The sequence below is a fragment of the Dyadobacter sp. HNCC25DJ186 genome, from assembly GCF_056895235.1.
In genome coordinates this window covers 34,634-59,357 of the sequence record NZ_JBXHAS010000014.1, presented here as the reverse complement: position 1 = coordinate 59,357, position 24,724 = coordinate 34,634, and the positions used below count along the sequence as shown (strand labels likewise).

General features: G+C 40.4%; 27 protein-coding genes and 3 tRNA genes. 20 read left to right on the top strand and 10 right to left on the bottom strand.

All coding sequences use genetic code 11. The annotated features are described in order from the left end of the window. Positions 1–28 precede the first annotated feature (28 nt). The 5 genes from gltB to AC1XUO_RS26910 all read right to left on the bottom strand — a co-directional run bounded on the left by gltB (position 29) and on the right by AC1XUO_RS26910 (position 8,161). Positions 29–4,612 carry a glutamate synthase large subunit gene (gene gltB / locus AC1XUO_RS26930; protein ID WP_483332941.1) on the bottom strand — a complete coding sequence of 1,528 codons (4,584 nt, stop codon included), beginning with the start codon at positions 4,610–4,612 and terminating at the stop codon, positions 29–31. Positions 4,613–5,008: 396 nt separating this feature from the next. Beyond that, positions 5,009–5,431: an anti-anti-sigma factor gene (locus AC1XUO_RS26925; protein WP_235149623.1), complete on the bottom strand. Its 423-nt coding sequence runs from the start codon at positions 5,429–5,431 to the stop codon at positions 5,009–5,011. Between the two features lie 54 nt (positions 5,432–5,485). Next, positions 5,486–6,421, bottom strand: coding sequence for a phosphoribosylaminoimidazolesuccinocarboxamide synthase (locus AC1XUO_RS26920; protein ID WP_483332940.1), 936 nt, complete (start codon positions 6,419–6,421; stop codon positions 5,486–5,488). Positions 6,422–6,440: 19 nt separating this feature from the next. Then, a complete protein-coding gene (locus tag AC1XUO_RS26915) occupies positions 6,441–7,160 on the bottom strand; it encodes a hypothetical protein (RefSeq protein WP_483332939.1) in 720 nt (239 codons plus the stop codon). 38 nt (positions 7,161–7,198) lie between these two features. Next, the gene (locus AC1XUO_RS26910; RefSeq protein ID WP_483332938.1) at positions 7,199–8,161 is read right to left on the bottom strand and encodes a vWA domain-containing protein; all 963 of its coding nucleotides are present in this window, start codon (positions 8,159–8,161) and stop codon (positions 7,199–7,201) included. A gap of 130 nt (positions 8,162–8,291) precedes the next feature. Here AC1XUO_RS26910 and AC1XUO_RS26905 point away from each other — a divergent pair. The 4 genes from AC1XUO_RS26905 to AC1XUO_RS26890 all read left to right on the top strand — a co-directional run bounded on the left by AC1XUO_RS26905 (position 8,292) and on the right by AC1XUO_RS26890 (position 9,184). Continuing rightward, positions 8,292–8,378: transfer RNA gene (locus AC1XUO_RS26905), tRNA-Ser, on the top strand. An 86-nt stretch (positions 8,379–8,464) separates the two neighbouring features. Then, positions 8,465–8,538: transfer RNA gene (locus AC1XUO_RS26900), tRNA-Pro, on the top strand. Positions 8,539–8,621: 83 nt separating this feature from the next. Continuing rightward, positions 8,622–8,698, top strand: a tRNA-Arg gene (locus AC1XUO_RS26895). Positions 8,699–8,812: 114 nt separating this feature from the next. Then, complete coding sequence (locus AC1XUO_RS26890) at positions 8,813–9,184, top strand: hypothetical protein (protein ID WP_483332937.1); 372 nt, start codon at positions 8,813–8,815, stop codon at positions 9,182–9,184. 417 nt (positions 9,185–9,601) lie between these two features. Here the strand turns inward: AC1XUO_RS26890 and AC1XUO_RS26885 are convergent, their stop codons facing one another. From AC1XUO_RS26885 to AC1XUO_RS26875, 3 genes are all read right to left on the bottom strand, one after another. After that, positions 9,602–10,006, bottom strand: coding sequence for a hypothetical protein (locus tag AC1XUO_RS26885; protein WP_483332936.1), 405 nt, complete (start codon positions 10,004–10,006; stop codon positions 9,602–9,604). Positions 10,007–10,095: 89 nt separating this feature from the next. Continuing rightward, on the bottom strand, positions 10,096–10,743 hold the full coding sequence (locus AC1XUO_RS26880) for a hypothetical protein (protein ID WP_483332935.1): 648 nt from the start codon (positions 10,741–10,743) through the stop codon (positions 10,096–10,098). 193 nt (positions 10,744–10,936) lie between these two features. Continuing rightward, positions 10,937–11,995, bottom strand: coding sequence for a helix-turn-helix domain-containing protein (locus AC1XUO_RS26875; RefSeq protein WP_483332934.1), 1,059 nt, complete (start codon positions 11,993–11,995; stop codon positions 10,937–10,939). Between the two features lie 169 nt (positions 11,996–12,164). Here AC1XUO_RS26875 and AC1XUO_RS26870 point away from each other — a divergent pair, with 169 nt between their 5' ends. From AC1XUO_RS26870 to AC1XUO_RS26830, 9 genes are all read left to right on the top strand, one after another. Beyond that, a complete protein-coding gene (locus tag AC1XUO_RS26870) occupies positions 12,165–12,440 on the top strand; it encodes a hypothetical protein (protein WP_483332933.1) in 276 nt (91 codons plus the stop codon). 110 nt (positions 12,441–12,550) lie between these two features. Further along, a complete protein-coding gene (locus AC1XUO_RS26865; protein WP_483332932.1) occupies positions 12,551–12,856 on the top strand; it encodes a phage antirepressor KilAC domain-containing protein in 306 nt (101 codons plus the stop codon). Between the two features lie 142 nt (positions 12,857–12,998). Continuing rightward, complete coding sequence (locus AC1XUO_RS26860; RefSeq protein ID WP_483332931.1) at positions 12,999–13,589, top strand: hypothetical protein; 591 nt, start codon at positions 12,999–13,001, stop codon at positions 13,587–13,589. 53 nt (positions 13,590–13,642) lie between these two features. After that, positions 13,643–13,948: a helix-turn-helix domain-containing protein gene (locus AC1XUO_RS26855; protein WP_483332930.1), complete on the top strand. Its 306-nt coding sequence runs from the start codon at positions 13,643–13,645 to the stop codon at positions 13,946–13,948. Positions 13,949–14,001: 53 nt separating this feature from the next. Further along, positions 14,002–14,514 (top strand): hypothetical protein, encoded by a 513-nt coding sequence (locus AC1XUO_RS26850; RefSeq protein ID WP_483332929.1) that lies wholly within the window; start codon positions 14,002–14,004, stop codon positions 14,512–14,514. Positions 14,515–14,534: 20 nt separating this feature from the next. Next, a complete protein-coding gene (locus tag AC1XUO_RS26845; RefSeq protein ID WP_483332928.1) occupies positions 14,535–15,020 on the top strand; it encodes a hypothetical protein in 486 nt (161 codons plus the stop codon). A 71-nt stretch (positions 15,021–15,091) separates the two neighbouring features. After that, positions 15,092–15,664 carry a hypothetical protein gene (locus AC1XUO_RS26840; RefSeq protein ID WP_483332927.1) on the top strand — a complete coding sequence of 191 codons (573 nt, stop codon included), beginning with the start codon at positions 15,092–15,094 and terminating at the stop codon, positions 15,662–15,664. Further along, entirely contained in the window at positions 15,661–16,434 is a 774-nt protein-coding gene (locus AC1XUO_RS26835; protein ID WP_483332926.1) for a Lin1244/Lin1753 domain-containing protein, read from the top strand. Before AC1XUO_RS26840 ends, AC1XUO_RS26835 begins: the two co-directional genes overlap by 4 nt. A 13-nt stretch (positions 16,435–16,447) precedes the next feature. Further along, positions 16,448–18,343, top strand: a complete 1,896-nt coding sequence (locus AC1XUO_RS26830; RefSeq protein ID WP_483332925.1) for a bifunctional DNA primase/helicase — start codon at positions 16,448–16,450, stop codon at positions 18,341–18,343. 241 nt (positions 18,344–18,584) lie between these two features. Here the strand turns inward: AC1XUO_RS26830 and AC1XUO_RS26825 are convergent, their stop codons facing one another. Further along, positions 18,585–18,803, bottom strand: a complete 219-nt coding sequence (locus tag AC1XUO_RS26825; protein ID WP_483332924.1) for a hypothetical protein — start codon at positions 18,801–18,803, stop codon at positions 18,585–18,587. Between AC1XUO_RS26825 and AC1XUO_RS26820 the strand changes: the two genes are divergently transcribed. Then, a complete protein-coding gene (locus AC1XUO_RS26820; protein WP_483332923.1) occupies positions 18,802–19,128 on the top strand; it encodes a hypothetical protein in 327 nt (108 codons plus the stop codon). The two genes, AC1XUO_RS26825 and AC1XUO_RS26820, sit on opposite strands and share 2 nt — an antisense overlap. Before the next feature lie 119 nt (positions 19,129–19,247). Here AC1XUO_RS26820 and AC1XUO_RS26815 read toward each other — a convergent pair whose 3' ends face one another. Next, positions 19,248–19,649 (bottom strand): hypothetical protein, encoded by a 402-nt coding sequence (locus AC1XUO_RS26815; RefSeq protein ID WP_483332922.1) that lies wholly within the window; start codon positions 19,647–19,649, stop codon positions 19,248–19,250. A gap of 248 nt (positions 19,650–19,897) precedes the next feature. Here AC1XUO_RS26815 and AC1XUO_RS26810 point away from each other — a divergent pair, with 248 nt between their 5' ends. From AC1XUO_RS26810 to AC1XUO_RS26785, 6 genes are all read left to right on the top strand, one after another. Further along, the gene (locus AC1XUO_RS26810) at positions 19,898–20,227 is read left to right on the top strand and encodes a hypothetical protein (protein WP_483332921.1); all 330 of its coding nucleotides are present in this window, start codon (positions 19,898–19,900) and stop codon (positions 20,225–20,227) included. 146 nt (positions 20,228–20,373) lie between these two features. Continuing rightward, positions 20,374–20,853 carry a phage terminase small subunit P27 family gene (locus tag AC1XUO_RS26805; RefSeq protein WP_483332920.1) on the top strand — a complete coding sequence of 160 codons (480 nt, stop codon included), beginning with the start codon at positions 20,374–20,376 and terminating at the stop codon, positions 20,851–20,853. Next, positions 20,853–22,556 carry a terminase large subunit gene (locus AC1XUO_RS26800; RefSeq protein ID WP_483332919.1) on the top strand — a complete coding sequence of 568 codons (1,704 nt, stop codon included), beginning with the start codon at positions 20,853–20,855 and terminating at the stop codon, positions 22,554–22,556. The genes AC1XUO_RS26805 and AC1XUO_RS26800 overlap by 1 nt, the downstream gene beginning before the upstream one ends. A gap of 14 nt (positions 22,557–22,570) precedes the next feature. After that, entirely contained in the window at positions 22,571–22,780 is a 210-nt protein-coding gene (locus AC1XUO_RS26795) for a hypothetical protein (RefSeq protein WP_483332918.1), read from the top strand. A 62-nt stretch (positions 22,781–22,842) separates the two neighbouring features. Further along, complete coding sequence (locus tag AC1XUO_RS26790; RefSeq protein WP_483332917.1) at positions 22,843–24,156, top strand: phage portal protein; 1,314 nt, start codon at positions 22,843–22,845, stop codon at positions 24,154–24,156. After that, complete coding sequence (locus AC1XUO_RS26785) at positions 24,119–24,721, top strand: HK97 family phage prohead protease (RefSeq protein ID WP_483332916.1); 603 nt, start codon at positions 24,119–24,121, stop codon at positions 24,719–24,721. The genes AC1XUO_RS26790 and AC1XUO_RS26785 overlap by 38 nt, the downstream gene beginning before the upstream one ends. The last annotated feature ends 3 nt before the right edge of the window (positions 24,722–24,724 follow it).

The window sequence follows — 24,724 nt, the reverse complement described above, 5'->3', positions numbered from 1 at the left end:
GCTAACAGCGAATAGCAAACGACTAATTTTACAAATGTTCTACGTCGACAACAATGTCCTGATATACAACGTTTTTGTCCGCAATTTGCTGGGCAAGTGTTATGCCTCGTCCATCCAGAGCTTTCTTGAAATCGCTTGGCAGAACTTTTACAAATTGTTTGATCGCATCTTCCCAGTTTTGCAGCAACTGGAACGCGACGTTACTTGTCGTATACTGGAAATGTTTTTCAAGAGCATCACGAAGGATCAGCTGATCTTCTTCATTAATGGTTTCAAGTGTCACCATCTCAAAATTCACCTTTTCCTTGAAATCTCCTTTTTTGTCAAGAACATAAGCTACACCACCTGACATACCAGCCGCGAAGTTTCTACCTGTTGAACCAAGTATCACGGCCAAACCACCTGTCATGTATTCCAATCCGTGGTCGCCGAGTCCTTCAACGACAACTTTTGCACCGGAATTTCTTACGCAGAAACGCTCTCCGGCAGTTCCGCGGATATAAGCTTCACCGGATGTTGCACCATAAAATGCTACATTACCAATGATGATATTTTCTTCTGGTTTAAACTTGGAATCGCGGTCCGGGTATACAATAAGTTCAGCACCGCAAAGTCCTTTTCCGAAGTAATCATTTGCATCACCTTCCAGTTCCAGACGGATACCAGCGGTGTTGAATGCTCCGAAACTTTGCCCCGCAGTTCCGCGGAACCGGAAATGGATACTTCCCTTGGGAAGACCAACGCCGCCGTGTAGTTTCGAAATTTCGTTCGACAACATCGTACCCACGGCACGGTTCAGGTTATTGATAGCGAATTCGCCATACACTTCTTCTGAATTTTCCAAAGCAGGTTTTGCTGCTTCAATTAATTTCAGATCAATGATATCGTCGATGCCGTGATTCTGGTCTTCCTGTTTGTATTGTGCAACTGAAAGATCAGCATCCTTGAACAGGATTGCGTCAAAATTCAGGTTTTTGTATTTCCAGTGTTTCAGGTCCTGGCGAGGTTCAAGGTACTGAACCTGTCCGACCATTTCATTCACTGTACGGAATCCAAGCTGCGCCATAATCTCGCGAAGCTCTTCGGCCATGAATGTGAACATATTCACAACATGTTCCGGTTTTCCGGAAAACAATGCACGAAGTTCTTTATTCTGCGTGGCAACCCCGACCGGGCAAGTATTCAAATGGCATTTACGCATCATGATACAACCTGCCGCAACAAGGGCAGCCGTTGCAACACCCCATTCTTCTGCACCTAACATGGCTGCAATCGCAAGGTCACGACCTGTACGAAGCTGTCCGTCAGCCTGCACCGTCACACGTCCACGCAATTTATTTTTAACCAATGTCTGATGCGTTTCAGCCAAACCAAGCTCCCACGGAAGTCCGGCATGACGGATCGAGCTAAGTGGCGATGCACCCGTTCCTCCATCATAACCTGAAATCAGGATATGGTCTGCGTGTGCTTTTGCAACACCGGCAGCAATTGTTCCGACCCCTGCTTCTGACACCAGTTTTACACTGATACGAGCGGCGCGGTTGGCATTTTTCAAATCAAAGATCAGCTGTGCTAAATCTTCAATCGAGTAAATATCGTGGTGGGGCGGGGGAGAGATAAGTCCTACGCCCGGAGTCGAGTGACGCGTACGTCCGATCCAGTCATCGACTTTATGTCCCGGAAGTTGTCCTCCTTCACCAGGTTTTGCACCTTGCGCAGTCTTAATTTGTAACTCACCGGCATTACTCAAATAATGGCTAGTTACCCCGAAACGACCGGATGCAACCTGCTTAATTTGAGAATTCATGCTATCGCCATTCGCCAGTTTTTTGTAACGAAGTTCATCTTCGCCACCTTCACCTGAGTTGGATTTTCCACCAATCCGGTTCATGGCAATGGCCAGCGTTGTATGGGCTTCCCATGAAATCGATCCAAAGGACATCGCACCCGTAGCAAAACGCTTAAAGATATTCTCAACCGGCTCAACTTCTTCGATTGGTATTGGCGTTCCTTTTTTGAAACGTAATAATCCACGAAGTGTAAGCGCCTTATGGGTCTGATCGTCAATGAGTTTAGAGTACTTCTTGAACTCAGCGTAGCTATTGTTTTTTGTCGAATGCTGCAACAAATGCACAGTTGCCGGGTTGAAGATATGCGCTTCTCCGCGTTGTTTCCACTGATAAAATCCACCTACTTCCAAACGGGGAGCGAGGGTTGAATCTTCGTGAAAAGCAACTTTATGACGAACCAAAACTTCCCGTGCGATCTCAGAAATACCCATCCCGCTGATACGGGAAATAGTACCGGTGAAATAACGGTCAATAACATCCTTGTTCATACCGACACACTCAAAGATTTGAGCGCCCTGGTATGATTGAAGCGTCGAAATTCCCATTTTAGAGAAAATCTTCAAAAGCTCCTTATTTACAGCCTTGATGTAATTGTAATATAATTTTTCATCAGTGAACTCGCCATCGATCATGTTCTTGCGGTTCATGAAGGAGAGCGTTTCAAATGCCATGTAAGGGCAGACACCCGCGGCGCCATAACCGATTAGCGTTGCAAAATGATGCGTTTCCCAAACATCTCCTGCTTCAACCAGAAGGCCAACTCTTCCTCTTAAACCTTCGCGGATCAAGTGGTGGTGAATAGCTGCTGTGGCAAGTAAAGTTGGGATTGGCGCATGATCCGAATCAATCGCACGATCGGATAAGATGATAATTTCAAAACCATCTTCAATCGCTTCCTCGGCATAACGGCAAATTCTAGCCAGAGCTCTTTCCAAAGCTTTTCCGCCCTGATCGGCACGGAAATAAATGTTGATCGTTTTTGCCTGAAAGTGATTTTTATCAATAAATCTTAATTTATCAAACTCCGACACTGTTAAAACCGGATGCGGTAATTCGATCTGACGACAATGCTGAGGCGTCTCGGTCAGAATATTTTCTGTACTTCCAACGAATGAGATCAGCGACATAATGGCTCTTTCCCGGATCGAGTCAATCGGTGGGTTTGTTACCTGCGCAAAAAGCTGCTTGAAGTAACTCGACATATGCTGGCTTTGCTCAGAAAGCACTGCCAACGGAACGTCGGTACCCATAGAACCAATCGCTTCCATGCCGCTTTGCGCCATCGGAGCAAGAATCATACGCAAATCCTCAGACGTAAAACCGAAAGCCATCTGGCGTTTCAGTAACGAAGAATCTTCATACTGTCTGTATGTACGGATTGGCTGATCAAGATCTTCAACGCGCAGTTTATTCTCATTCAACCACTGCTGATAAGGCTGTGCGGAACAGATTTGTGATTTTATTTCTTCATCAGGGATGATACGTCCTTGTTCCATATCAACCACAAACATACGCCCTGGCTGCAAACGTCCTTTTGTAACCACTTTCGCCTGGTCAACTTCCAGCACACCAGCCTCTGAAGCCATAATGATGGTATCATCGTCCAGAACCCAGTAACGTGACGGACGCAGACCGTTACGGTCAAGCGTTGCACCCACCATTTTTCCATCCGTAAACGATATGGAAGCAGGACCATCCCAGGGTTCCATAATCGCAGCATGGTATTCGTAAAATGCCTTACGTTCCGCATCCATCTGCTCATTGCCATCCCAAGCCTCAGGCACGAGCATCATCATCACATGAGGAAGTGAGCGGCCTGAAAGATGAAGTAATTCAATGGCATTATCAAGATTCGCGGAATCGGACTGGCCTCTGTCGCAAATAGGAAGGACCATGTCCATTTCCTCTTTGGTAAAAAACTCTGACTGGAAAGCCTTCTCGCCGGCGCGGATCCAGTTCACATTTCCCTTAACGGTGTTAATTTCACCATTATGAGCAATGTAACGGAAAGGCTGCGCAAGTTCCCATTTCGGGAATGTATTCGTCGCAAAACGAGAGTGAACAACAGCAAGTGCTGAAACTACTGATTCGTTTTCAAGATCAGGGAAATAATATTTTAACTGCGCGGTAGTCAATTGTCCTTTGTAGGAAATTGTGCGGCATGACAATGACGAATAATAAAAGACGCCTTTGGCTCCTTTCACCGTATCACTGATTAACCTTGCAGAAACCTGGCGCAGTATATATAGTTTGCGTTCGAAAGCGGTGTCTTCTGTGACATCGTCCGGACGTTTTATGAAAACCTGTTCAACATAAGGCTCAACGGATAATGAACCCTCACCAAGCGTATTGTTTAGCGTAGGTACCTTTCTGTAACCCAAAAGAGTCAATCCAAGCCTTTTCAATTTACGGTTAACGATATCGCGGCATTCTTCCCGGACGGTTTCGTCGTTTGGAAAGAAGATCATACCAACCCCGTATTCTCCTGCCGGAGGCAACTGAAAACCAATTTTTGAGCACTCCTCAACAAAGTACTCATGTGGGATCTGGATCAGGATACCGGCACCATCACCAGTGTTTGGATCGAAACCGGTAGCACCACGATGCTCCATCCTTTCCAGCATGTGTATAGCGTCCGCCACGATTTGATGCGACTTACGACCTTTGATGTTGGCACGGAAACCTATCCCACATGCATCATGTTCAAATTCCGGGCGATAAAGCCCCTGTTGTTCTACCATTGTTTCAGACATTTGCGACATATATCGAAGAGTGTAGATTTATTTACAAATTCGTACGTAGAATTTATATAAATAAGCAAATTAAATGAATTGCCCGCGGCTATTGTATTATGAATAGTGTTAAGCCTCGCAAGATAATGATAAAAAATATTTGGTGTAATATGAGAAACACGAAATTTTCTTCACCTTTAATAATTCGGTTGTTTAGTCACAATAAATCTACAAATATTGATAATATGTCAAGGATCAGATAAATTTATTGGAAATTTCCCAAACGGGAATTGTACATTAAGTTGTTTTAGCCTTATAGATGACGAGGAGATTTTTGCTAATGTCAAGCTAAGAAAATTTCGTCAGAAATAAAAAAATCACCCCCGGAAAGAGGGTGATTTAATGTAATTCTAAATTGAAGAGTGATTAAGGCTCTTTTGATTCGCTCACGTTATCGTAATCATCGGCATCGTAATCATCTTCGCCAGCGCCGAATTCATTTTCAAGATTGTTCATAAATACCGCATCGATCGCTTCCTCCTGTGTTGGGAGAATATTGAGATCGGGGATTTTCAATGATTCAAGTAAGTCAATAAAGTCATCATCTTTTGTAACGATCACCAACATACCGAGATCATTGATACAAAGTCTGTTGATTTTTTTTAATATCGCAGTCCCATTGGCATCAATATCCTTGGTGACTTGCATATTTACGATCAGATTATTAAATCCTTCCCGGAAAAGCTCACGGGAAGTTTCCTCGAAAGAGGCCGGAACATCATTGGCGAACGCCGCCTCTTCAAGGTCGATGTAGGCGTACTGCTCTTTTTTTTGTAGGCTGTAATTCATACGAGTTTTTGTTAAAACCAGATGATTTGATAGGTTGAGTGATTGACCACACTGTTATGCAATTGCTCGCAGAATGGCTTTTTCTATTCTTTGTAATGGATTATCTAAATTGTTTTTCTGAAATTTTTTACCCGAAACTTTTTCAAAAAGCTCTATATATCGTTCTGAAATCATCTGGATACGGTCGTCGTCCATAACCGGTACTGTCTGTCCATCCTTTCCCTGAAATCCGTTTTGAATTAACCATTCCCGCACAAATTCTTTTGACAATTGTTTTTGCGGCTGGTTTAATTTTTGGTTCTCTTCATACCCATCTTTATAAAAATAACGTGACGAATCTGGCGTATGAATTTCGTCTATTAAATAAATCGTGCCATCAAGTTCACCAAATTCATATTTTGTATCGACAAGAATAAGCCCTTGGTCGGCAGCCATCTCCGTACCTCTGTTGAACAAGGCCAAAGTATATCTTTCAAGATGTTCGTATTCATCCTGAGATACAAGGCCCTGACTTAGAATTTCTTCACGGGAAATATCTTCATCGTGTCCTTCATGCGCTTTTGTTGTTGGCGTGATAATTGGCTGAGGCAGCCTGTCATTTTCTTTCAGGCCGTCCGGTAACGGAACGCCGCATACAGATCTTTTTCCGGCAGCATATTCGCGCCAGGCATGGCCTGCCAGATAACCTCTTACCACCATTTCCACTGGATAAGCGTTGCATTTTATTCCCATGCTGACGTTTGGATCCGGAACTTCCTGCAGCCAGTTGGGAACGATATCAGAAGTAGCCGATAAGAAATGTGCGGCAATCTGATTTAAAACCTGTCCTTTATAGGGTATAGCCCTGGGTAAAATAACATCGAAAGCTGAAATTCTGTCAGTCGCAACCATCACAAGGCGATTGTCAAAGGAGTATACATCGCGTACCTTTCCTTTGTAAAAAGCTGTCTGGCCGGGAAATTGAAAGTTTGTTTCTGGAATACTGTTCATGGAGTTTATATAGTAAAAATTACCATTCTATTGTCTTATTTTTCTCAGACTTCTTCGCATATTGTTTTAGTCTGAGCTGGTAAATATATTGGGATTCGTTTGATTTCATGGCATCTAAAATCAGACGAGCCTGCTCTTCGGACATATTCATCGCTCTCAGGCTTTTTAGGAGCTGTTCTCTTTTTGCAGCTTCTTCCTGTTCATAACCTTCCGGTTTTTGTTCTGGTTGTGAAGGTGTTGGCTGATTTTTACTGGCTTCATTTTTGGCCTGTCGCCTATCTTCGCTTTTGTTAGAAGGTTGTTCTGTCCCTGAAAACCGCTTCTTTAAAATTATATAATTTGACCGTGCCAGCGTATTTCTCGGTTCAAGACGAAGCGCGGTTTTGAGGTCGTCAAGTGCTGTGGCGGTATCTTTTTGGGAAACGAGGATCAACGCAACCTGGCAATTCGCAATAGAAGAAATTGTCTTATTGCTCACATTTTGCAAAAGCTTGTAATGGTACAGCGCCTCTTTTAGCTGACCGGCCTGATAATAGGAGTGTGCCATATTCAGCCGCGCCGCCGGATCTGAAAAAAGTGAGCTGTAAGTGATCTGATGGTAAAGTTTTGAAGCATTGACAAACTGCTTTTGTTCATAAGCCATCTCAGCCCCGATCTTCCTTTCATTCGTTTTTGTAATAGAATCGAACGTACGGTTGTCCCACAACAAAAGCAGAAAATAAAGGAGCAGGGCATTCATAACATTTCGGATTAAGCTGCAAAAATAAGAATAGATCGTCAGAGTCGGAACGTTCCGATGGTAATTAAAACGTCCATCAGCAATAAAAACAATGCAGCACCAAGAAAATAATAATATTTGTTACTTACAACCGTCACTGTTCTGGTGTCCACAAGTGTGCCGTTCGCATTGTTAATATCGGAAATCATCCGGTTTATCTCGTTCTTTTCATTATTAAGCTGGTAATACAATCCCTTCGAATTTGTCGCCAGATTTTGAAGGAAATCCTCATCGAGTTTGCTGATCACCAGGTTGTCTCTGTTATCCTTTAATGGTTTTCCCTCCGAAGGTATGCTGCTGCCATTTTTTGTGCCAATACCTGTAACATAAACGCCAACCCCAAACCGCCGGAGATTATTGTATAAATAGCCGGCGCAATCGCCTTTGTTTTCACCGTCACTAAAAATGACAATCATTTTAGATCTTCCTGATGGATCATCACCGTTTACAAGTTTTTTATAAGCAAGGTCTGCCGCGCCGCAAATATTGGTACCGCTCGACGGCAAAAGATCTGTTTGCAAACTCTGGATAAAAAGTTCAAGCGCAGCGGCATCATAGGTGAGTGGCACTTGCACAAAAGCGTCATTGGAAAATACGATGATGCCGATTCTATTGGCCCGCTGATTCTGGACAAAACGATTTATTTCAAATTTAACTTTTTCAAGTCTGGAAGGTGTTACATCCGTGGCGTCCATCGATTTTGACAAATCCACCAGCATGTAAATATCCTTCCCCTTGGATTGTAAGGCCTGATCCGATTCACCAAAAGAGGGTCCAAGCAAACTTATAATGAGCAGCGCAAAGTATATCGTCCTTAAAAAAAGTTTTAATATTAACGTTCTGGCGGTGGTATTAAGCTGCCGGGCCACACGAATTGTGCGAATAATGAAGGTTACATACGCAATAATAAAAAATAATATGAAAAAATATTCAGTTGTTTCAAAGGGGTAATTCCAGTTCATAATGAACGTTTTGGCTTATTAAAAGTTTTCCAAAAATAGACAATAGAAGCTTCTGACAAAGATTTTTTTTCGTAAACATTTGTTTTTTTGAATTACAACCCGCTATATTTGCAACCCAGAACGGAAAGACGGAGGGATGGGTGAGTGGCTGAAACCAGTAGTTTGCTAAACTGCCGTACTCGCAAGGGTACCGCGGGTTCGAATCCCGCTTCCTCTACACTGTTTCTCTTTATACGGTAAGCCGTACGTTCTGGAATTGTTATTTTAAGTGTAAATTTAAACTGGCAATTAGGGCAAATGAATCGGGGAGTGGCGCAGCCCGGTAGCGCATCTGGTTTGGGACCAGAGGGTCGCAGGTTCGAATCCTGTCTCCCCGACAATAAATTAAGGACTCAGTTGGCAGTACCACTAAGCGATTTTAATTGCTTGCTGCATACCACCAACTGTTTTATCATTACCAGGTCCCGTAGCTCAGCTGGATAGAGCAACTGCCTTCTAAGTAGTAGGTCTTGTGTTCGAATCACAACGGGATCACCAGAAAATCAAGCACTTAGCGAACTTCGTTAAGTGCTTTTTTCTTTTCTAACAATGAAACTAACAATGATTCTCGTTGCACACTGAGTATAATTTAATTATTTTTATTACTGATTTATGGAACCGGAAATAAATGTTGATGACCTTGCTGCACTTCGTAATTTTTTGGAATTTCAAGCGGATCCATTTAATTCTGATCTATTAGATATTAAAAGGGAAGATGTGCCTGGCTTGACAAATACTACTCGGTCGCTTTTAAAATATGGTCAAGGTAAGCATGGTTATTTAAAAAATGGACCAGACACTCTGGGCCTTGATGAAATAGATAAACTTTTATCGTTGAAGGATAATGAGATGTGGCTTCAAGTCAATGATCGATTTAGATCTGATATATTAAATAATTTTAGCAGTAATGGTATTGGGGGATTGATCCTTTGGCTTATCCAAGAATACATTAGCGAGAGTAAGGGATACCCAAATTTCGGGTAACTGTCGCCTGGGAAAATATGGTCCAATACCTCCAAAGCAGGTGTTTAACTTCGAATGGTCGGATTTTCGGCCGCTCTCAATTACCTAGAATTCAGGGAATATGTACATGGCTCAAATCTGAGCCATGTACCAGAAAATCTGGTTTTGCGACGGACGGCGGAATTTTCGGATCTCCTTAACCTATTAGTCCGTTGCCAGATTTTCCGATAACGGACTGATATACAGACAAAACTCAAATTTGGGGAGTGTAATTCATAAAACCCTGAATTCCGGGTATTATAACTAACTGATTTTCAGCAAGCCCCCATTTTGGGGTAATGGTTTTTATAATAGTTTGATGGTAATGTCGTCAAGGATTCTTACAATTGAGTACAAAACCAAAACATGATTTTTGGTAATTACTTTTAAGATTGCCATTTAGTAGCCTAGTTCTCTCTGCCTTTTACGCAGTATCTCGTTCCATCTTCGACCTCTCACTCCCCTTACATTCTGATTCCGGATCCATACCACATCCGAAAGGAGGAAGCAATTTGTAGGAGTTAATTCATTGGGGTGTTTTCTAAGCATACCATATTTTACAAAACCTAGCAGTGTCGGGTGTGAAATCTCCAAGATTCTTTTTACCTCAGATGAATTTAGGTATACCTTGAATAGTGAATCTTGATGAGGATGCGATGTATTAGATATAACTGGTTTTGCTGGGTTGTTTGATTCCCCGGCTATGTTCAGAACTTTTTGAATATCTGATTTGATTTGGAAATTTTCCTCCCGCAGTTTTAACAATTGGAATGCAATATCTTCTAAGGGACCGTTTGAATTCATTTAGATGGCATCATTAAATGAAGTGAATTATAAAGTGCGACCTGCTCAACTTTGAGCAGGTCGCACTTTATATCAGTTACAATTTTTGGTTAGTCTTCTGATGCGCTCAATAGTTTTGCATCAATAAGAATTGTATACGAAACTCCAAATGGATTTTTTGTTTCGTCAAATAAGATTCGGTGTCCAATTTTCAGTATCTCACATGTCTTATAAGATTTTACCACCTTCTTTTCGGTAGCAGATGGATGGGATTGAAGCAAATCTAAATTTATATCAAGCGTTTGTCCCACACGAAAGTCGGGTAGGAATGGTATTGTACGGATAATAATATTATCTCCATTTTCATCGACTATCCGTAATTCAACAGGAGTTTGCTTACTTGCCTCAACTACGGTAATAAATTTTTGGTATTCGTAACCGTTCATTGCTGAAATGGGCTTCATAAATAACTTATGCCTTGATCCAGGGTTAAAGCTTTCTTCCTCTTCGCTTACTGCGAATTTTATTTCATCGCCATAGTGTTTTATTTCGTCCTGGAATTCGAAAGCTCCTACGTTAACTCCCTTAGATGCGTAGTTTAATTTATATTTGCTTAATAAGTGAATTGAAAAATCCCTAACGCCTCGAAGTACCTCTTCTTGTTGCCCAGAACTTGCAGTGGTTAAAATATGAGAGATTAGATTCTTGAAATTTTCTAACTTCGTAATTTCATGTTGGTTTTCTGAGTTTATTTTCATGTGATTATGTATTTTGGTTTACGATAGGTAACATAACACATAAAGTGATATAATAAAAGATCAATTTATTAACCGGCAAATACAATCTTTAGGTCATTGATAGCTTTTTTTGTGGACAAATGAAATTGGCCTCCATTTGTCTGTGGAGGCCAATAATAAGCTTTGTCGTAAAATTTCGTAATTAAATAACTACCTACATGATCTTTGATATTGCAACAACTCCGTATAATTCAATTAGGTCTCCCATATTAAATTGCCCGTATTGTTTAAGATGTCCATGTTGCTCGAATTCACTGTAAGCCATAGGCGGCACTAACGTTAGGCTTTCTTTGAATGCCGCTGTAATATTGGCGTTTATAAAGATTCCACTTTTCATCACCAAAACTAGGTGTTTGTAAGTAAGTGAGGCTACATAAAATCGGCCAATATTATTGTCGAACTTAACAGCTGTCACTATGCTACCATTGGATATACTATCGGTTACGTTTCCAGTGATCTCACCATCCGTCACCTCGAATGATCTATACGGTCCAAAATCATAGGCTTCGACATCCTCAATTTCAATAGATACTGCGTGCCTTGGTAAATTTGTTAAAAATTTATTGTCATTGTAGTTTTGAATATATTTCTTAAAATATTTTTTCTCTATTAAAGGAGATACTACAACATAAAAATTACTTTGCAGGCCGATTACCTCACCAAGTTCGACTATTGAAGTGCTGGGGTCACTTTTTAAAATTTCTATTTTTGGCGCATCTTCAAATCCTTTAAGCATGTCTCCTTCGCCGGTCAGAAGCCATTCAGAGCTTATTCGAGGATACTGTTTTAAGATATTTTCTAATTTATCTGATCCAATAGTTTTGTTATTTCGTACCTGGCTTGCAAATGCCCCATTTGAAAAACCAACCTCTTTTTCGAACGCGCTAATTTTGATGCCTTGGTAATCAATATACTGTTTAATTCTCTTAACTATTCCGCCCTCATGTGTGTTTGAGGGTTCATCTGAACTAGTCTGACGGGGAAGAGGGGTACTTTTTTTAACATCTTGTGTATCAATATATTTCTTCGAAATAAGATCCTCAACATCAACGCCTAATGCCTCCGCGAATTCTTTAATAGTTGTCAGGCTAGGACTATTGTTTTTTAAAAATTTTGAGACATTTTGACGAGGTTTATTTAATCTCTTCGCTAGATCTGATTTGCTAAGGCCTTGCTTTTCAAGTATATATAATACATTATCTCTGAAATACATGATTCGGGAAAGTGAAATATTAAGAAGGTGTAAAAAAGTATGACAAATTGTTTGTTTTGTAATATATGTATACTACATTTGTTACAGTTGTGTAATACTTAGGCTCAAATGTAGTATTTTAATATTTCAAATTTTTTAATAAATGATTTAACGGTTAAACTTTAAACTAATGAAAAATCCAAAAACATTTCCAGAAATTGTTTCAGATGCAATGGAAAAAATGAAGGTATTACCTGGATGGCGAAAGAAATTTGTGTCACGATTCAGGAAATCAGAATCTACCGTATCTAATTGGAAATGCGGTAAGACAGAAGCAACTGAAGAAGATAAAATTCATTTTTTAGAAGTAGTCACAGAGATTATTAGGGAACATGACGATTCGAAGCAGAAGCTTAATTCTCGTAAGGCGTTGGCTATGAAAGAATATTTAGATTTACAAGCTTGATGTGAACTAAATACTGCAACTGAAAGCACTGAATTAGATAGGTTCAAATGCTGGTTAGCGATAAGTTAAGTAGGATACTAATAAGAACAATATTATCAAAATACTTCATCATGCATCAAGAACAAACTCAAAATATTCCAGAATTGAAGAAAATATCTCCTTCAATTGAAATCTCCGCCTTTGCCAAAATAATAGGCTGGGGGCCTTACAAGTTATTCAAGCAGCTGCGAGACGATGGCTATTTAATGAAATCTAACGGTAAGATCAATCAGCCTTACAGCAAATACGCTGGCACTTACTTCAAAATGGTCACGATACAATACAGGAATAAAAAAACCGGACAGGTTCAACTCCAATTCCAGACACAAGTAACATTGGAAGGGCAAAAGTACCTGACAGAGAAATACGGAAAATAACAGGGATCGATTGTCGCAATAATAAAAAGGGTTTTCCTGATTTTATTTAAGCATCTCAGGAAATAACTAAACTAAGTTCACGCATCTTTTAAAATCTATTTTATTAACCTGGCTTTTCACCAAAAGCCTCAACAGAAAAACTATGTCCAGACAAATTCAAATTTCAGTCATTTTAAGTGACAGCACGAAGGGCCTCCTTGCAGGCTTAAATGATATCGTTCTTTCCAATGACGAGAAAAAAAAGAAAGTGGTTATCCCCGAAATTGAAGAGTTGTTAAAGGAGGTTGGAACAGACGCTGTCATGGCCGGCAAAAAGTTACTATACGATCATGCCACGGCATTCAAGGAGTCAAAGATTGATTACAATGCCGTTGATGAGGATCAATATTTTAACGAGGTGGACGAGCAAAATGCGAATGCGACCCAAGCAATTATACTAGCCGGAGAAATAGCGGAGTTGGCGGGATTTGTGCCAAAGGTGGATGAAAACGATCCGCTTATCGAGGAATTGCAATTTGCATTGTCGAAAGAATCCATAAAAGCGACCGGTACGATTGAAAGATCCGTATGCGGGATGAGAGATGGCTTCGGTTCAACATATGAAGTTTGTAATTACCTGAGAATAAAAACCGAGAACGGGGATGAGGTTGTGCTTTTTAGGGAAGATCTTGTTGAACTGTTAAATATAATCCAGACGGCCAACCGTCAAACAGCCGGCAAGTTCACTATATGACCTGCTATCGGTAATGCCGACAACTTCTTCATTCAACCACAAACTAAAAACCAATGTCATACGAAATCCCTAACGTCGGCGCTATCACTCTGGACAAGTTGGATAGTATAGAGAAGATGCTATCGCAATTCATCCAGTCAAAGACTGATAGAAACGGAATGGACGCAGAATCGTTCTTCACTGTTAAAAAGACTGCTGAATTCCTTGATGTATCCGAACCATACGTCTACACGCTTAAAACCAAACTCCCGCACATAATCCGCGGAGGAAGGTTATACTTCAAAAAGTCAGATCTGGTTGAATATCTGGAAAAGGGGAGAGTGATTCCGGATCCGGGTAAAAGAAGATCACGCCGTTAATCTCGGCAATTATTGCGCATGTAAAAATACTACCTACCTTAAAACTTAATCCCATGATCAATTTAACATCTATTTCCGCAGCCGTAGAAGCAGTAAAAGCTAATTTTCAGGAGGCTTATTCTCGATCGACCTCATTTTTCTTTGACAATGCTACGGAGGATCATAAAAGAACGAATCGTCAATACCTATCACAATCGGAAGTGTTGATGGATATGTTGAAAGCAAATAAGCAGGGTGAAAACCTGCTTGCTAAGTTATCCGAATTCCGACACGCCGTTGAGTGCCTAAAATCCGGGGATTTAGTCAATGCGACGGTTGGGTATGATGTCAATATCAATGAGGTCAATTTTGACCCTTACTTATTTCTCGGCGCCCTTCTTCACCAGTCGATATCTGATGAGGGCCTACCACAGGAATATGAGGAATACTGGGAATTCACAGAAGCTGTTAAGAAACTAAAAGTTAATGAATGCTTCGTAAAGTATTCAGACTTTATAGAGCATGCAAGAGCGATGGTCTTATTGAAAAGGCCTTTCGATGAGATTCTTTCAATACTGACATATTAATCGACACTAAAATAACTCTCATGGAAGCGTATAAAGAAATCTCGACTGTTTATGTGGACCTAACGAATAATAATCTATTCCCAGTTAATAGTACCAGGGAAAATCAAATTGAAGTCTTGTTGAGGACAAAAGGAATGTTAGATGAGGCATTTATCTGGTTTGTTCAATCTCAGTGTTTTAAAGAAAAAGAAGACCTATTGCAGTATCACATACTTGTAATCAGATCCTCTATATCGGACCTATTCAATGGATTAATCCAGAATGTGGTGTCCAAGAAACCGGAATGGTCTAAATTTCAAATTCATGAAGAATTTTCAGTATTAGCAGAAACCTCTCGTGGATTTGCTGAGACCAATCAAATTATTTTGGAAGTGTTTTTCTGCTTTCTCAATAACCGTGAAGCACTGAAGGTTGACGATACTTGGCCGGCGTCATACCGAACAATCCAATTTCTTTCGAACATTTTAAAGGAGTCGTTATACATGCAACCTGGCTTCACTTACTGAAACCAGCATTTTCGTGTTGCGTATATTCGTTTTCGTTATTTCTATTTTTTTCATCAATAAACAACTCAAAAATGCAGGATCAAACAATCAAAATAAACATTTCAAACCAGGTACTTTACAAAACACATTTCGCCGGAAGACCTGATGAGGAAAGACTTTCAGCCGCAATAGAAATGACCGAACTGGTTAACGCAACCTTTGCGCATTACTACACGACAAAAACTTTCGCCAATCTTCCGGACAATAAAAAGCTGGCTGTATCTTTCGTGAATGAGTCTATTCTAGCTCTCAATCTTGGATTTGTATGCAAGTCTGATGGAACTGATAAGGATTGTGCTGATTTGGAAATTCCTTATCGCCTACACAGCTCTTTGGATAGCACCTACGAATACTTGCAAGCTAACAAAATCATTACCCGTGTAATTTCATCCTACCTCAGCAGCTCGCATGCGATGGGCTCTAATTATGATCAGGAAGATGAGAATCTTTACATGACGCTGGATTTTTACCAAGATATCTTGATGCAGTGTTGGCTTCAAAATCCAACTGTTCAGCATAATCTACATCAAACGCTTAAACCGTCGCAATTTAATTCTAGTCCTGGGAATTCGGTTGAGGACGATAATACGGCTGAGAATGTATGAAGAAAAATACCTTTTATTTCTCTCACGAATATACTACCAGATCAGATCCAAAGATTAAAAACTTGCTATCAAAACATGGCATTCTGGGGATTGGCGTGTACTGGTGTATAATTGAGGATCTATACATAAATTCGAACGTATTACCTTCGAATTACGATAGTATTGCGTACGATTTACGGGTTGATTCGTCGGTAATAGAAAGTGTGATTAATGACTTTGATTTATTTCAAATCAATAATGGCGTTATTAGCTCGAACTCGGTACAGAGGCGCTTGGACGAACGAAAGGAAAAGTCTTTAAAGGCTTCGGAATCAGTCTCTAAAAGGTGGAATAAGAGCGAAGGTAATACGAACGTATTACCTTCCAATATCGATAGTAATACTAATAAAGGAAAAGAAAAGAAAGGAAAGGAAAAAGAAAAAAGAGATATAAATATCTCTAAAAAGGCGCGCGATGTTCCTTTTGATGCCAGATTGGCTGATCTTCCGTTTTCGAGTGAAAGATTTCAAGAGGCTTGGAATAACTGGTGCAGTCACAAAGAAGAAATCAAAAACGCAATCACTCCAACGGCCGCGAAGCAGCAGCTGTCAAAATTATCCTCCGCAGGTGAGTCGGATGCGATCAAAATGATTGAAAAGTCAATTTCATACCAGTGGAAAGGTTTATTCAAATTGGATGATTCAGAGCTATCAAAACAAGTGACCAAGCACGATCCAGCCAACCCGTCGGAAATTCCGGCAGGATACCAGAAACCCAAATTGGTGCTGTAAATAATTTAACCAAATGCAGGAAAATACAAAGTTGATTGCATCATGGGATGAAGTAGGTCTGATTATCCCTTACAACGTTAACCAGACCAAGACTTTTTGCCCGGAATGCAGCGAAAGCCGGAGGAATTCGAAAGATAAGTGTCTTTCAGTTAATGTTGGTAAGGGCGTAGCGAATTGCCATCATTGTGGGGTAAATTATGTGATAAAAAAAGAGAACGAATATAAGCCCATGTACCCCCAGAAAGTTTACAAGTTTCCTTCTTTTCAGCAATTACCGCTTTCGCGAGCGGTAATTGATTTTTTTAAGTCCCGGCAAATCAAGGCCGAGACTTTAACCCATTTTAAAGTCACTGAGTCATTCAGCTACCTGCCTGCAAAGGATGAAGTAAAGGCCGGGAATTCTGTCTGTATCAACTTTAACTACTACTACCAAGGGAAACATACCAATACGAAATTTAGAGGCGTTCAGAAGCGATTTATGCTAACGCCGGATGCGATGTTGACATTTTACAACATCGACAGCGTAGTGAAATCTGACGAGTGTTATATTCAAGAAGGTGAAATCGACACGCTAACAGCGTATCAATGTGGAATAATTAATTCTATTTCAGTGCCTAATGGAGCTTCCAAGGGTTCAATGAAACTTGAATATCTCGACAACTGTATCGATGCGTTTAAAAATAAAAAAAAGATAGTGATCGCAACCGACGGGGATGAAGCTGGATTAATATTGAGGGCAGAACTTATTCGGAGACTTGGGGCCGAGCGATGCTGGACTATTGAATATCCAGAAGGCTGTAAGGATACGAATGATGTCCTTTTAAAGCATGGCGAAAACGCTGTTCGTGAGATGTACAAGAATGCCCAACAGATTCCTTTGGAAGGTGTATTTATCGACGATGAGATAAGGGAGCGAGTTTTAAATATTTACCATAACGGATTCCCGGAAACCGCTAAGATTGGATATCCGGAATTTGATAAACTAATCAGCTGGAAGGGAGGAGAGTTAACAATTGTTACCGGTATCCCTGGTCACGGTAAAACTACTTTTGTGGATCAGGTTTTGGTGAGATTGGCAGCCAGGCATAAATGGAGAATTGGCGTTTTCTCTCCGGAGAACGATGTTGCAATCCATAGTACAAAGCTAATTACAAAGTTTATTGGATCTCCAACCATTGGGACGCATCGAATGAAAGAGGACGTTTTAAATACTGGCATCGATTTCGTCAATGAGCACTTTTACTTCATGAAATACGATGAAGTAAACACAACTATTGATGGGATATTAAGTAAAGCGTCTGAGCTCGTTGGTCGAAAAGGTATAAATTCTCTTGTAATTGACCCATACAACTACATTGAGCACAAAAGACCACCTGGTTTAACTGAGACTGAATACATAAGTGAAGTATTGACTAAAATAACTTCCTTCGCCAAGAAAAAGTACATTCATATTTTTCTAATTGCTCACCCAACGAAAATGAACAAGGAGAAGGATACTGGTAAGTATGAGGTCCCTAACTTGTACAAGATATCAGGATCCGCTCATTTCTTTAATAAGGCCGATAACGGATTCACCGTTTATCTTGACCCGGCGACGAATACAGTAACTGTACACGTCCAGAAAGTCAAGTTTGATTATGTTGGAGAGAAGGGTGCGTGTGACTTCTATTACGATCGAACTACCGGTAGATATATTTTACCCGGCACAAAATATGAAAGTGAGTATCAGTTGCTATTGAAGAGCCAATCGGAATCTTTAAAGGGGCAAACAGAGGGCAAACAGCAACAGCTTACCTTGCTTCATAGTTCAATATCTGCACCAAATGACTCGCCTGAGTTGACTGATATTAATAAGCTTATTCCTGGCACCTCGTTCAATTTTACCTCGGTGGGAGATCCGGGATTTTAAAAATGACCTTTGGAATAGAGAGCCGATATTAGTAAACGTATGAATCTCTACGTTTGCGAATATCGGCTCAGTTTTATTTATTCTGCCAAGCACTAGATTTTATCTTTTGGATTATTTACTTTTGATATTATAAATACTTCATCAATGATTCTGGTAGTAACAACCAATCATCCACCGATAGCGTCAGCTCTCGATGGATTGTATTATTACCGGTTGTGATGGATCCAGTGAATAAACAGATTCACGCGTCATAAACTATAAATCGAATGATAAGAGGAAAATTACCCACTGAACCTAATCTTGTACCGAGGCTTCCATCCATCCAGAATTCTGGTGTCTTATCCAGGTTGAAGCCAGGCGAGAAGGTCTTACTTGAATTAGAAGTCGTTACGTCTGAATCAGTAGCGAACTCATACGTTGACTTTGTATCTCTAAGTTCAGACATTAACTTCTCAGGCATGTTCAAAGCCAAAACTGTCGCAATTGGTTCGGGGGTAGAAGGATCATCAATAAAATCCAAGGCTTTTAAGAGACCGCCTAAATTGCCATCAGATGTAATAAAAGAGTTTGATTTGTGGGCCGACGAGGGCAATGTACCAACGAACGTAAGTTTTGACCGTCGCGCTTTAATGAATTGTTTTAAAGAGAGGGTTCCTGAATTCGCAGATGAAATACAGCTATCCCATGTCTGCTCACTATTGACCAGCTTTGCGAATCGTATTGGCTATCATCATAATTCTAAAATACATGGTAAGAATGCCTATTCCTTGTTGACGAGTCAATAAGTTTGACCAATTGGATCAATATCAGTAAAATAAAAATAAAGAACCCCGAAACCGAGATTCTTTAATGACTCACCCTCCCTCTACATTTAAGTAGAGGGACGAAGGTAAGATAAAACGAGTTAATTATTTACACCCATTTTGATCGCATCTTTCATTTGATCGGTCACAATAGGTTTAATACACTCAAAACAATCCGTTTCGATGGTTTTACCAGTAATTGTATTTAAAGTGTATTTGTCATCGCCTAACTTTTCGATTAATAAGGAGGGAAACATATCTAAGCTACCAGACATATAATTGGTGAAAGCACCAGTCCCTTGAATGTAATACGAGGCACGAAGACCAATAGGTGATAGTTCTAATTTCAACTCTCTCCTCGGTGAGCTTTGAAGAAGAAATTTATTAAACAAACGGCCATCATGATGGATGCCATAAACATTTTTCACATCAGGATATGCAGACTTGAATGTCTCTGATAATTGGTAAAATAGATTTTGCATTTGGTAGATTGTTTGGTTCATAATAAAAACGAATTAATTAGTTAACAGGTTCGTTGCTAGGTCTTTATAAGAGAACCATATATTGAATATTCAACTCTATCCTGTTCAAATGGAACGGGATAGGAACTTAAAAAATAATCGATTTCATTAAAATAAATATTTGAGTGACGATAGAATGTACCACAGTATCACTCAGATCCTTGGGGGAGGATCATTGAATTACCGTTACAGAAAATCACATAATCACTTCATTTAAAAATAGGATACAAATGGAAAACAGCGAGAATTTAGAGAACGGAACAACTGAGAATGTATGTACGTACAACAGCAAAGGTTTAGATTTACTAAACCTACGGAAGTGCAGCGTATATAGGTGTCAGTTATCAGGTAAGGTAATGCTGATAACATCGATTGAAAGATCAGTTACAACCAATGAAGTGAAGGTAATTGGTTTATATTATCACAAAGGAAGTTATGCTGTTGTTGATATCTATGACGGGCAGTTGATGGAGGTCGGACCTGAATCGCCTACGGTTGATCAAAAAAAGGCCACTGGTTTGAGTGCTGACTATGATACTAACGCAGTAATAGTCTATTAAATAACTTCCTTGTCGTAGTAGTAATTCTACATCTGGAAGTCGGAAGGGAGGGGTAGGTCAAAAGTCAAAGTCTTGACTTTTTGGCAACCGCCTGTCCAAACAGGCTCGTAACAAGTCAAAATTAGAAACAAATTCCCCGAACGAAAATGGGAGCAGGTAGAAATCCAAAAGCAACGGAGCTTTTAAAGAAACAAGGCACATTCCGGGAGGATCGCCATGGTGATCGAGTGCATATAGAAAATGCCCTTACGATATCTCCAAGCAATTTTCTGACAGCCAAAGAAAAGAAGATCTGGGAAAAGTGGTACCAGGTTTTACAAGAAAATAATATCCTTAAAGAGACTGACGAGGTAGCATTTGGCCTACTTTGCAAGACATTTAATCGTGTTGAAATTCTATCAAAAGAATTCAAAAAAACGGACGATTATATTTACTCTTATACATCTGATGTTGGGGCAAAAGTTGAAAAGACACATCCAAAATATGCCGTCTTGGTGGAGTCAGAGAAAAATCTACTTAAATTATTAACAGAGTTCGGTATGACGCCGGCAAGCCGCAATAAGGTGAAAATGGCTATGGATAAAGGGATAGATCCATTCGCCGAACTCGAAAATATGGATAGTTAATGTTAAACCCTTTGCAGAAAGCTTATGACTATGCCGCTGATGTTCGGTCAGGGAAAAAAGTTGTTGGCGGGTATGTTAAGTTATCAGTTGAAAGATTTTATAAAGACTTAGAGAATGCCAAGGAAAAAGGATTTGTTTTTAATGAGAAAGCTGCTCAGAAGGCCTTGTCTTTCTTCGAAATGCTTTGTTTTACGAAGGGGAAATGGATGGGTAAGCCATTCGAGTTGCAGCCCTGGCAATGCTTTATTGTCGCCAATGTTTTTGGCTGGAAAGTTGAGAGTACCGGATTACGGCGGTTTACAGAAGCTTATGTAGAAATTCCAAAGAAATGCGGAAAAACGGAGCTGGCCGCTGGGATAGGTTTGTATATGTTGATGATGGACAAGGAGAATGGAGCCGATGTTTATGCAGCAGCATACACCAGAGACCAGGCGAATATTTGTTTTAAGGGAGCAAAAACTATGGCAAGTAAGTCTCCTGTTATTAAGAGCAGGTTACGGATCTTGGCACATAATCTCTATTATCCAAAAACAGAATCCGGAATGTCTGCGGTGTCTCATGATGCCGACAACACAGAAGGAAAGCATGCTCATTGTGTGCTTTTTGATGAGTACCACGTCCACAAAACTGATGATGTTAAAACATCGCTTCGTTCCGGTATGGCTGCGAGAGACCAGCCATTGTTTTTTATTATCACAACAGCTGGTTCCAATAAACAAGGGCCGTGTTACAAATATCGAAAAGGCTGTATCGATACGCTGAAAGGATATCAGAAACAAGATAGGGTATTCTCAATAATTTACAGTCTTGATGAGGGCGATGATTGGGAAAATCCTGCCATGTGGGAAAAAGCTAATCCGAACTACGGTGTTTCTGTTCGTCCCGATTTCTTACAGGGGGAATATGAAGGTGCTAAATCTAATGGACGAGCAGAGGTTGAATTTAAAACAAAGCACTTGAATCTTTGGGTTGATTCAGATGTGACATGGATTCCCTCGAAAACTTGGGACTTGTTGGCACAGCCTGACTTTACACCTCCTCGTGGATCTATTTGTTACGGCGGGATTGATTTAGGGCAAAAAAGTGATATCTCAGCATTTGCTCTTTACTTTCCAGAGTATAAATTCCTGCGAGTCAAGTACTACGTAGCCGAAGAAGCTGCGGAATACGCAGCTAGGAGTGGTATTGACTATAAAGACTGGATCGAGAATGAATTTTTATGTGCAACACCGGGCAAAACGACTGATTATGAGTACATAATTGATGAAGTAGCTGAGGCGTGTGATGAATGGAGTGTCAATTTTATTGGAATGGATTCTTGGGGCTCTCAGCTTTTTTGGGATAAACTAACAGACATACTCGGCACCCACTATACTTTGACTAAAAAGGAAGATGGAACGATCAAATGGGAATATCAACCCAGGCTGCAAAGTTTTAGGCAAGGATTCAAATCTTTAAGTCCGCCTACAAACCTCTTTGAAGAGCTGGTTATAAATGGGAATATCGTTCATGACGGTAATCCAGTTACCGGATGGATGTTGGGCAATGTAGCACTGGACAAGGATTCAAACGATAATATAAAGCCGAACAAAGCTAAGAGTAAAGATAAAATCGATGGAATTATTGCCGCGATTATGGCATTAGCTCAGTCTTCTGAATGGAATGATCTCCGCAAGCACAGCAGTGAAGTCCAAGTTTACTAAAATAATCATCGACTATGAAAATCGCTAACAACCAGCTTCAACTAAAAAAAACCACCTTCATTGACCTGTTTTTAAAGATGGATCCGGAAGGAAAAAACTTGCGACGGACATTCGACAGAATTGAGAGTATTTGTATCGAACACGACGTTGAAAACTACTACAACACTTTTGAGTCTTTCAAAACAGCTTTTCACAGTGGTAGAATTGCGAGAGTAGGAAATTAAGGGTACTGGTAGTACCGAACTTGTGATTTCAAATTTGGAAATTGCATCAAACATTGAGCAACTTGGCAAACTGGTTAAAGAACGTTCTTGCACGTTCCAAATCACCTTTACAGACTAATATTGAGGAAAGATCCATCACCACCACGCCGGCGATGGATGCAGCTACTTTTTTGCTCAAACAATATGGACTGGAAAGCTTGTCTGCTAATGTTACGGCCAGAAATGCTATGGGCATATCCACATTTTTTGGATGTGTAAAACACATATCCAATGTGATGGCGTCAATACCGTATACAGTATACCGTGACAGTGGTGCTGAGGGTAGTGAAAAGTATTATGACCATCCAGCCTACTACACATTAAGCACACGATTCAATGAAAATATGTCATCTTTCATCGCTAGAAGAGCGCTGATAACGAACTGGCTTGTTTATGGATGGGCCGTCGCAGAAATAAGACGCGACCTATTTCGGAATGTGGTATCAATCATTCCATATGCATCCCAAGACGTTACAATATTGCATGATGATGAGACTGACAGGTATTTCTTTCAAATTCCAAGCAAAAGAAAAAACCTATCTCAGGATGATGTTATTTTTCTGCGAGATCTAAGTTTTGATGGGAATGTTGGGCATTCAATCATTAATTGGCAGTGTCAAACAATTAAAATAGATCTTCTCGCTAAGGAATTTGCTCAAAAATATTACGAAAAGGGAACCTTCATGGGGGGGATGCTCGAAACTCCGGATGCAGGCAATGATGCAGAGAAGGCAAAGATTTATAAGCAAAGAATAATAGAATCATTACAGGGTGCAGATGGGGGAGGCTTTGGATTTACTGTGCTGGGGCCGGGCGTAAAGTGGCATAATGTGGGCAGGCCACCCGTCGAATCTCAATTGATGGAGCTTTTTAGCAAATCATCCAGTGATGTAGCTCAAATGTTCAATTTGCCTCTTTCGATGATAGGCGACACTTCGGGAGACACAAGCTGGGGAACAGGTGTTGAGCAGATGTTTATTCGCGTAACAAATACTGTTTACGCTCCAATCGCTACCCAGATCGAACAAGAATTTAATTACAAATGCTTCCGTAAGGACGAGATATTAGCAGGAATATTTACCCGCCATTTATTTAAGTCATTTCTTAGAGGTGATCTAAAATCCCAGGGCGAGTACTATGCGAAAATGGTAACTAATGGGATATATACCATTGATGAGGTACGCGGTTTTGATGACATGAAACCGCTTCCAGGGGGAGTAGGCGCTCGCTCGTACATACAAGGCGCAATGATGCCGCTGGATATAATTGATGAAGTAAGATTATCCGAACAAAATAAAAATGGTACAGGAAAAGAGAGTACTTCCACAGAATCATAGCGAGGTAAGAGCAGTTCAGAGCACTGAGGGAATTTGGCATATTCCAGGAAAGGGAATTGTGTTTAACCAGCGCTCACGTAAACTCGGATTCTTTTATGAAATTATTGATCCGAGAGCCTTGGACAGCGCAAATATGAGTGATGCGATATCGTGCTTTAATCACGATATGAATCATATTCTGGGAAATGTTAGAAATAAGACCACAAGCTTCACCGTAACTGCTGAGGCTATGGAATACGATACTTTGCCACCTGATAATCAGACTACCAAGGATATTGTTATCGCGCCTATTTTACGAGGCGATGTGACTGGCAGCTCGTTTATGTTCAGTGTTGCTGAGCGAGGAGGGGATGAGTGGGTTGAAGAGCCCAACGGTGATATTATCCGCTATGTACGCAAGATTGATGTAGTCTATGAATGGGGGCCAGTTTCAATGCCGGCATACCTAACAACATCTACAGAGGTTGCCAAGCGATCTTTCGATTATTTCATAAACGAGCATAAAAAACAAGAATTACAACTCAGGTCCACCTTCGCAAAAATGCAGTTGGAACTATACCGATAAACA

Excerpts from the sequence above, each read along its gene's own strand:
- AC1XUO_RS26795 (WP_483332918.1), top strand. The coding sequence starts at position 22,571 with ATGAAAATCGCTAACAACCAGCTTCAACTAAAAAAAACCACCTTCATT.
- AC1XUO_RS26800 (WP_483332919.1), top strand. The coding sequence starts at position 20,853 with ATGTTAAACCCTTTGCAGAAAGCTTATGACTATGCCGCTGATGTTCGG.
- AC1XUO_RS26830 (WP_483332925.1), top strand. The coding sequence starts at position 16,448 with ATGCAGGAAAATACAAAGTTGATTGCATCATGGGATGAAGTAGGTCTG.
- AC1XUO_RS26850 (WP_483332929.1), top strand. The coding sequence starts at position 14,002 with ATGATCAATTTAACATCTATTTCCGCAGCCGTAGAAGCAGTAAAAGCT.
- AC1XUO_RS26835 (WP_483332926.1), top strand. The coding sequence starts at position 15,661 with ATGAAGAAAAATACCTTTTATTTCTCTCACGAATATACTACCAGATCA.
- AC1XUO_RS26805 (WP_483332920.1), top strand. The coding sequence starts at position 20,374 with ATGGGAGCAGGTAGAAATCCAAAAGCAACGGAGCTTTTAAAGAAACAA.
- AC1XUO_RS26845 (WP_483332928.1), top strand. The coding sequence starts at position 14,535 with ATGGAAGCGTATAAAGAAATCTCGACTGTTTATGTGGACCTAACGAAT.
- AC1XUO_RS26875 (WP_483332934.1), bottom strand. The coding sequence starts at position 11,995 with ATGTATTTCAGAGATAATGTATTATATATACTTGAAAAGCAAGGCCTT.
- AC1XUO_RS26915 (WP_483332939.1), bottom strand. The coding sequence starts at position 7,160 with ATGAATGCCCTGCTCCTTTATTTTCTGCTTTTGTTGTGGGACAACCGT.
- AC1XUO_RS26785 (WP_483332916.1), top strand. The coding sequence starts at position 24,119 with ATGGTACAGGAAAAGAGAGTACTTCCACAGAATCATAGCGAGGTAAGA.
- gltB (WP_483332941.1), bottom strand. The coding sequence starts at position 4,612 with ATGTCGCAAATGTCTGAAACAATGGTAGAACAACAGGGGCTTTATCGC.
- AC1XUO_RS26855 (WP_483332930.1), top strand. The coding sequence starts at position 13,643 with ATGTCATACGAAATCCCTAACGTCGGCGCTATCACTCTGGACAAGTTG.
- AC1XUO_RS26825 (WP_483332924.1), bottom strand. The coding sequence starts at position 18,803 with ATGCCTGAGAAGTTAATGTCTGAACTTAGAGATACAAAGTCAACGTAT.
- AC1XUO_RS26865 (WP_483332932.1), top strand. The coding sequence starts at position 12,551 with ATGCATCAAGAACAAACTCAAAATATTCCAGAATTGAAGAAAATATCT.
- AC1XUO_RS26880 (WP_483332935.1), bottom strand. The coding sequence starts at position 10,743 with ATGAAAATAAACTCAGAAAACCAACATGAAATTACGAAGTTAGAAAAT.
- AC1XUO_RS26910 (WP_483332938.1), bottom strand. The coding sequence starts at position 8,161 with ATGAACTGGAATTACCCCTTTGAAACAACTGAATATTTTTTCATATTA.
- AC1XUO_RS26820 (WP_483332923.1), top strand. The coding sequence starts at position 18,802 with ATGTTCAAAGCCAAAACTGTCGCAATTGGTTCGGGGGTAGAAGGATCA.
- AC1XUO_RS26870 (WP_483332933.1), top strand. The coding sequence starts at position 12,165 with ATGAAAAATCCAAAAACATTTCCAGAAATTGTTTCAGATGCAATGGAA.
- AC1XUO_RS26920 (WP_483332940.1), bottom strand. The coding sequence starts at position 6,421 with ATGAACAGTATTCCAGAAACAAACTTTCAATTTCCCGGCCAGACAGCT.
- AC1XUO_RS26925 (WP_235149623.1), bottom strand. The coding sequence starts at position 5,431 with ATGAATTACAGCCTACAAAAAAAAGAGCAGTACGCCTACATCGACCTT.
- AC1XUO_RS26810 (WP_483332921.1), top strand. The coding sequence starts at position 19,898 with ATGGAAAACAGCGAGAATTTAGAGAACGGAACAACTGAGAATGTATGT.
- AC1XUO_RS26840 (WP_483332927.1), top strand. The coding sequence starts at position 15,092 with ATGCAGGATCAAACAATCAAAATAAACATTTCAAACCAGGTACTTTAC.
- AC1XUO_RS26890 (WP_483332937.1), top strand. The coding sequence starts at position 8,813 with ATGGAACCGGAAATAAATGTTGATGACCTTGCTGCACTTCGTAATTTT.
- AC1XUO_RS26885 (WP_483332936.1), bottom strand. The coding sequence starts at position 10,006 with ATGAATTCAAACGGTCCCTTAGAAGATATTGCATTCCAATTGTTAAAA.
- AC1XUO_RS26860 (WP_483332931.1), top strand. The coding sequence starts at position 12,999 with ATGTCCAGACAAATTCAAATTTCAGTCATTTTAAGTGACAGCACGAAG.
- AC1XUO_RS26815 (WP_483332922.1), bottom strand. The coding sequence starts at position 19,649 with ATGAACCAAACAATCTACCAAATGCAAAATCTATTTTACCAATTATCA.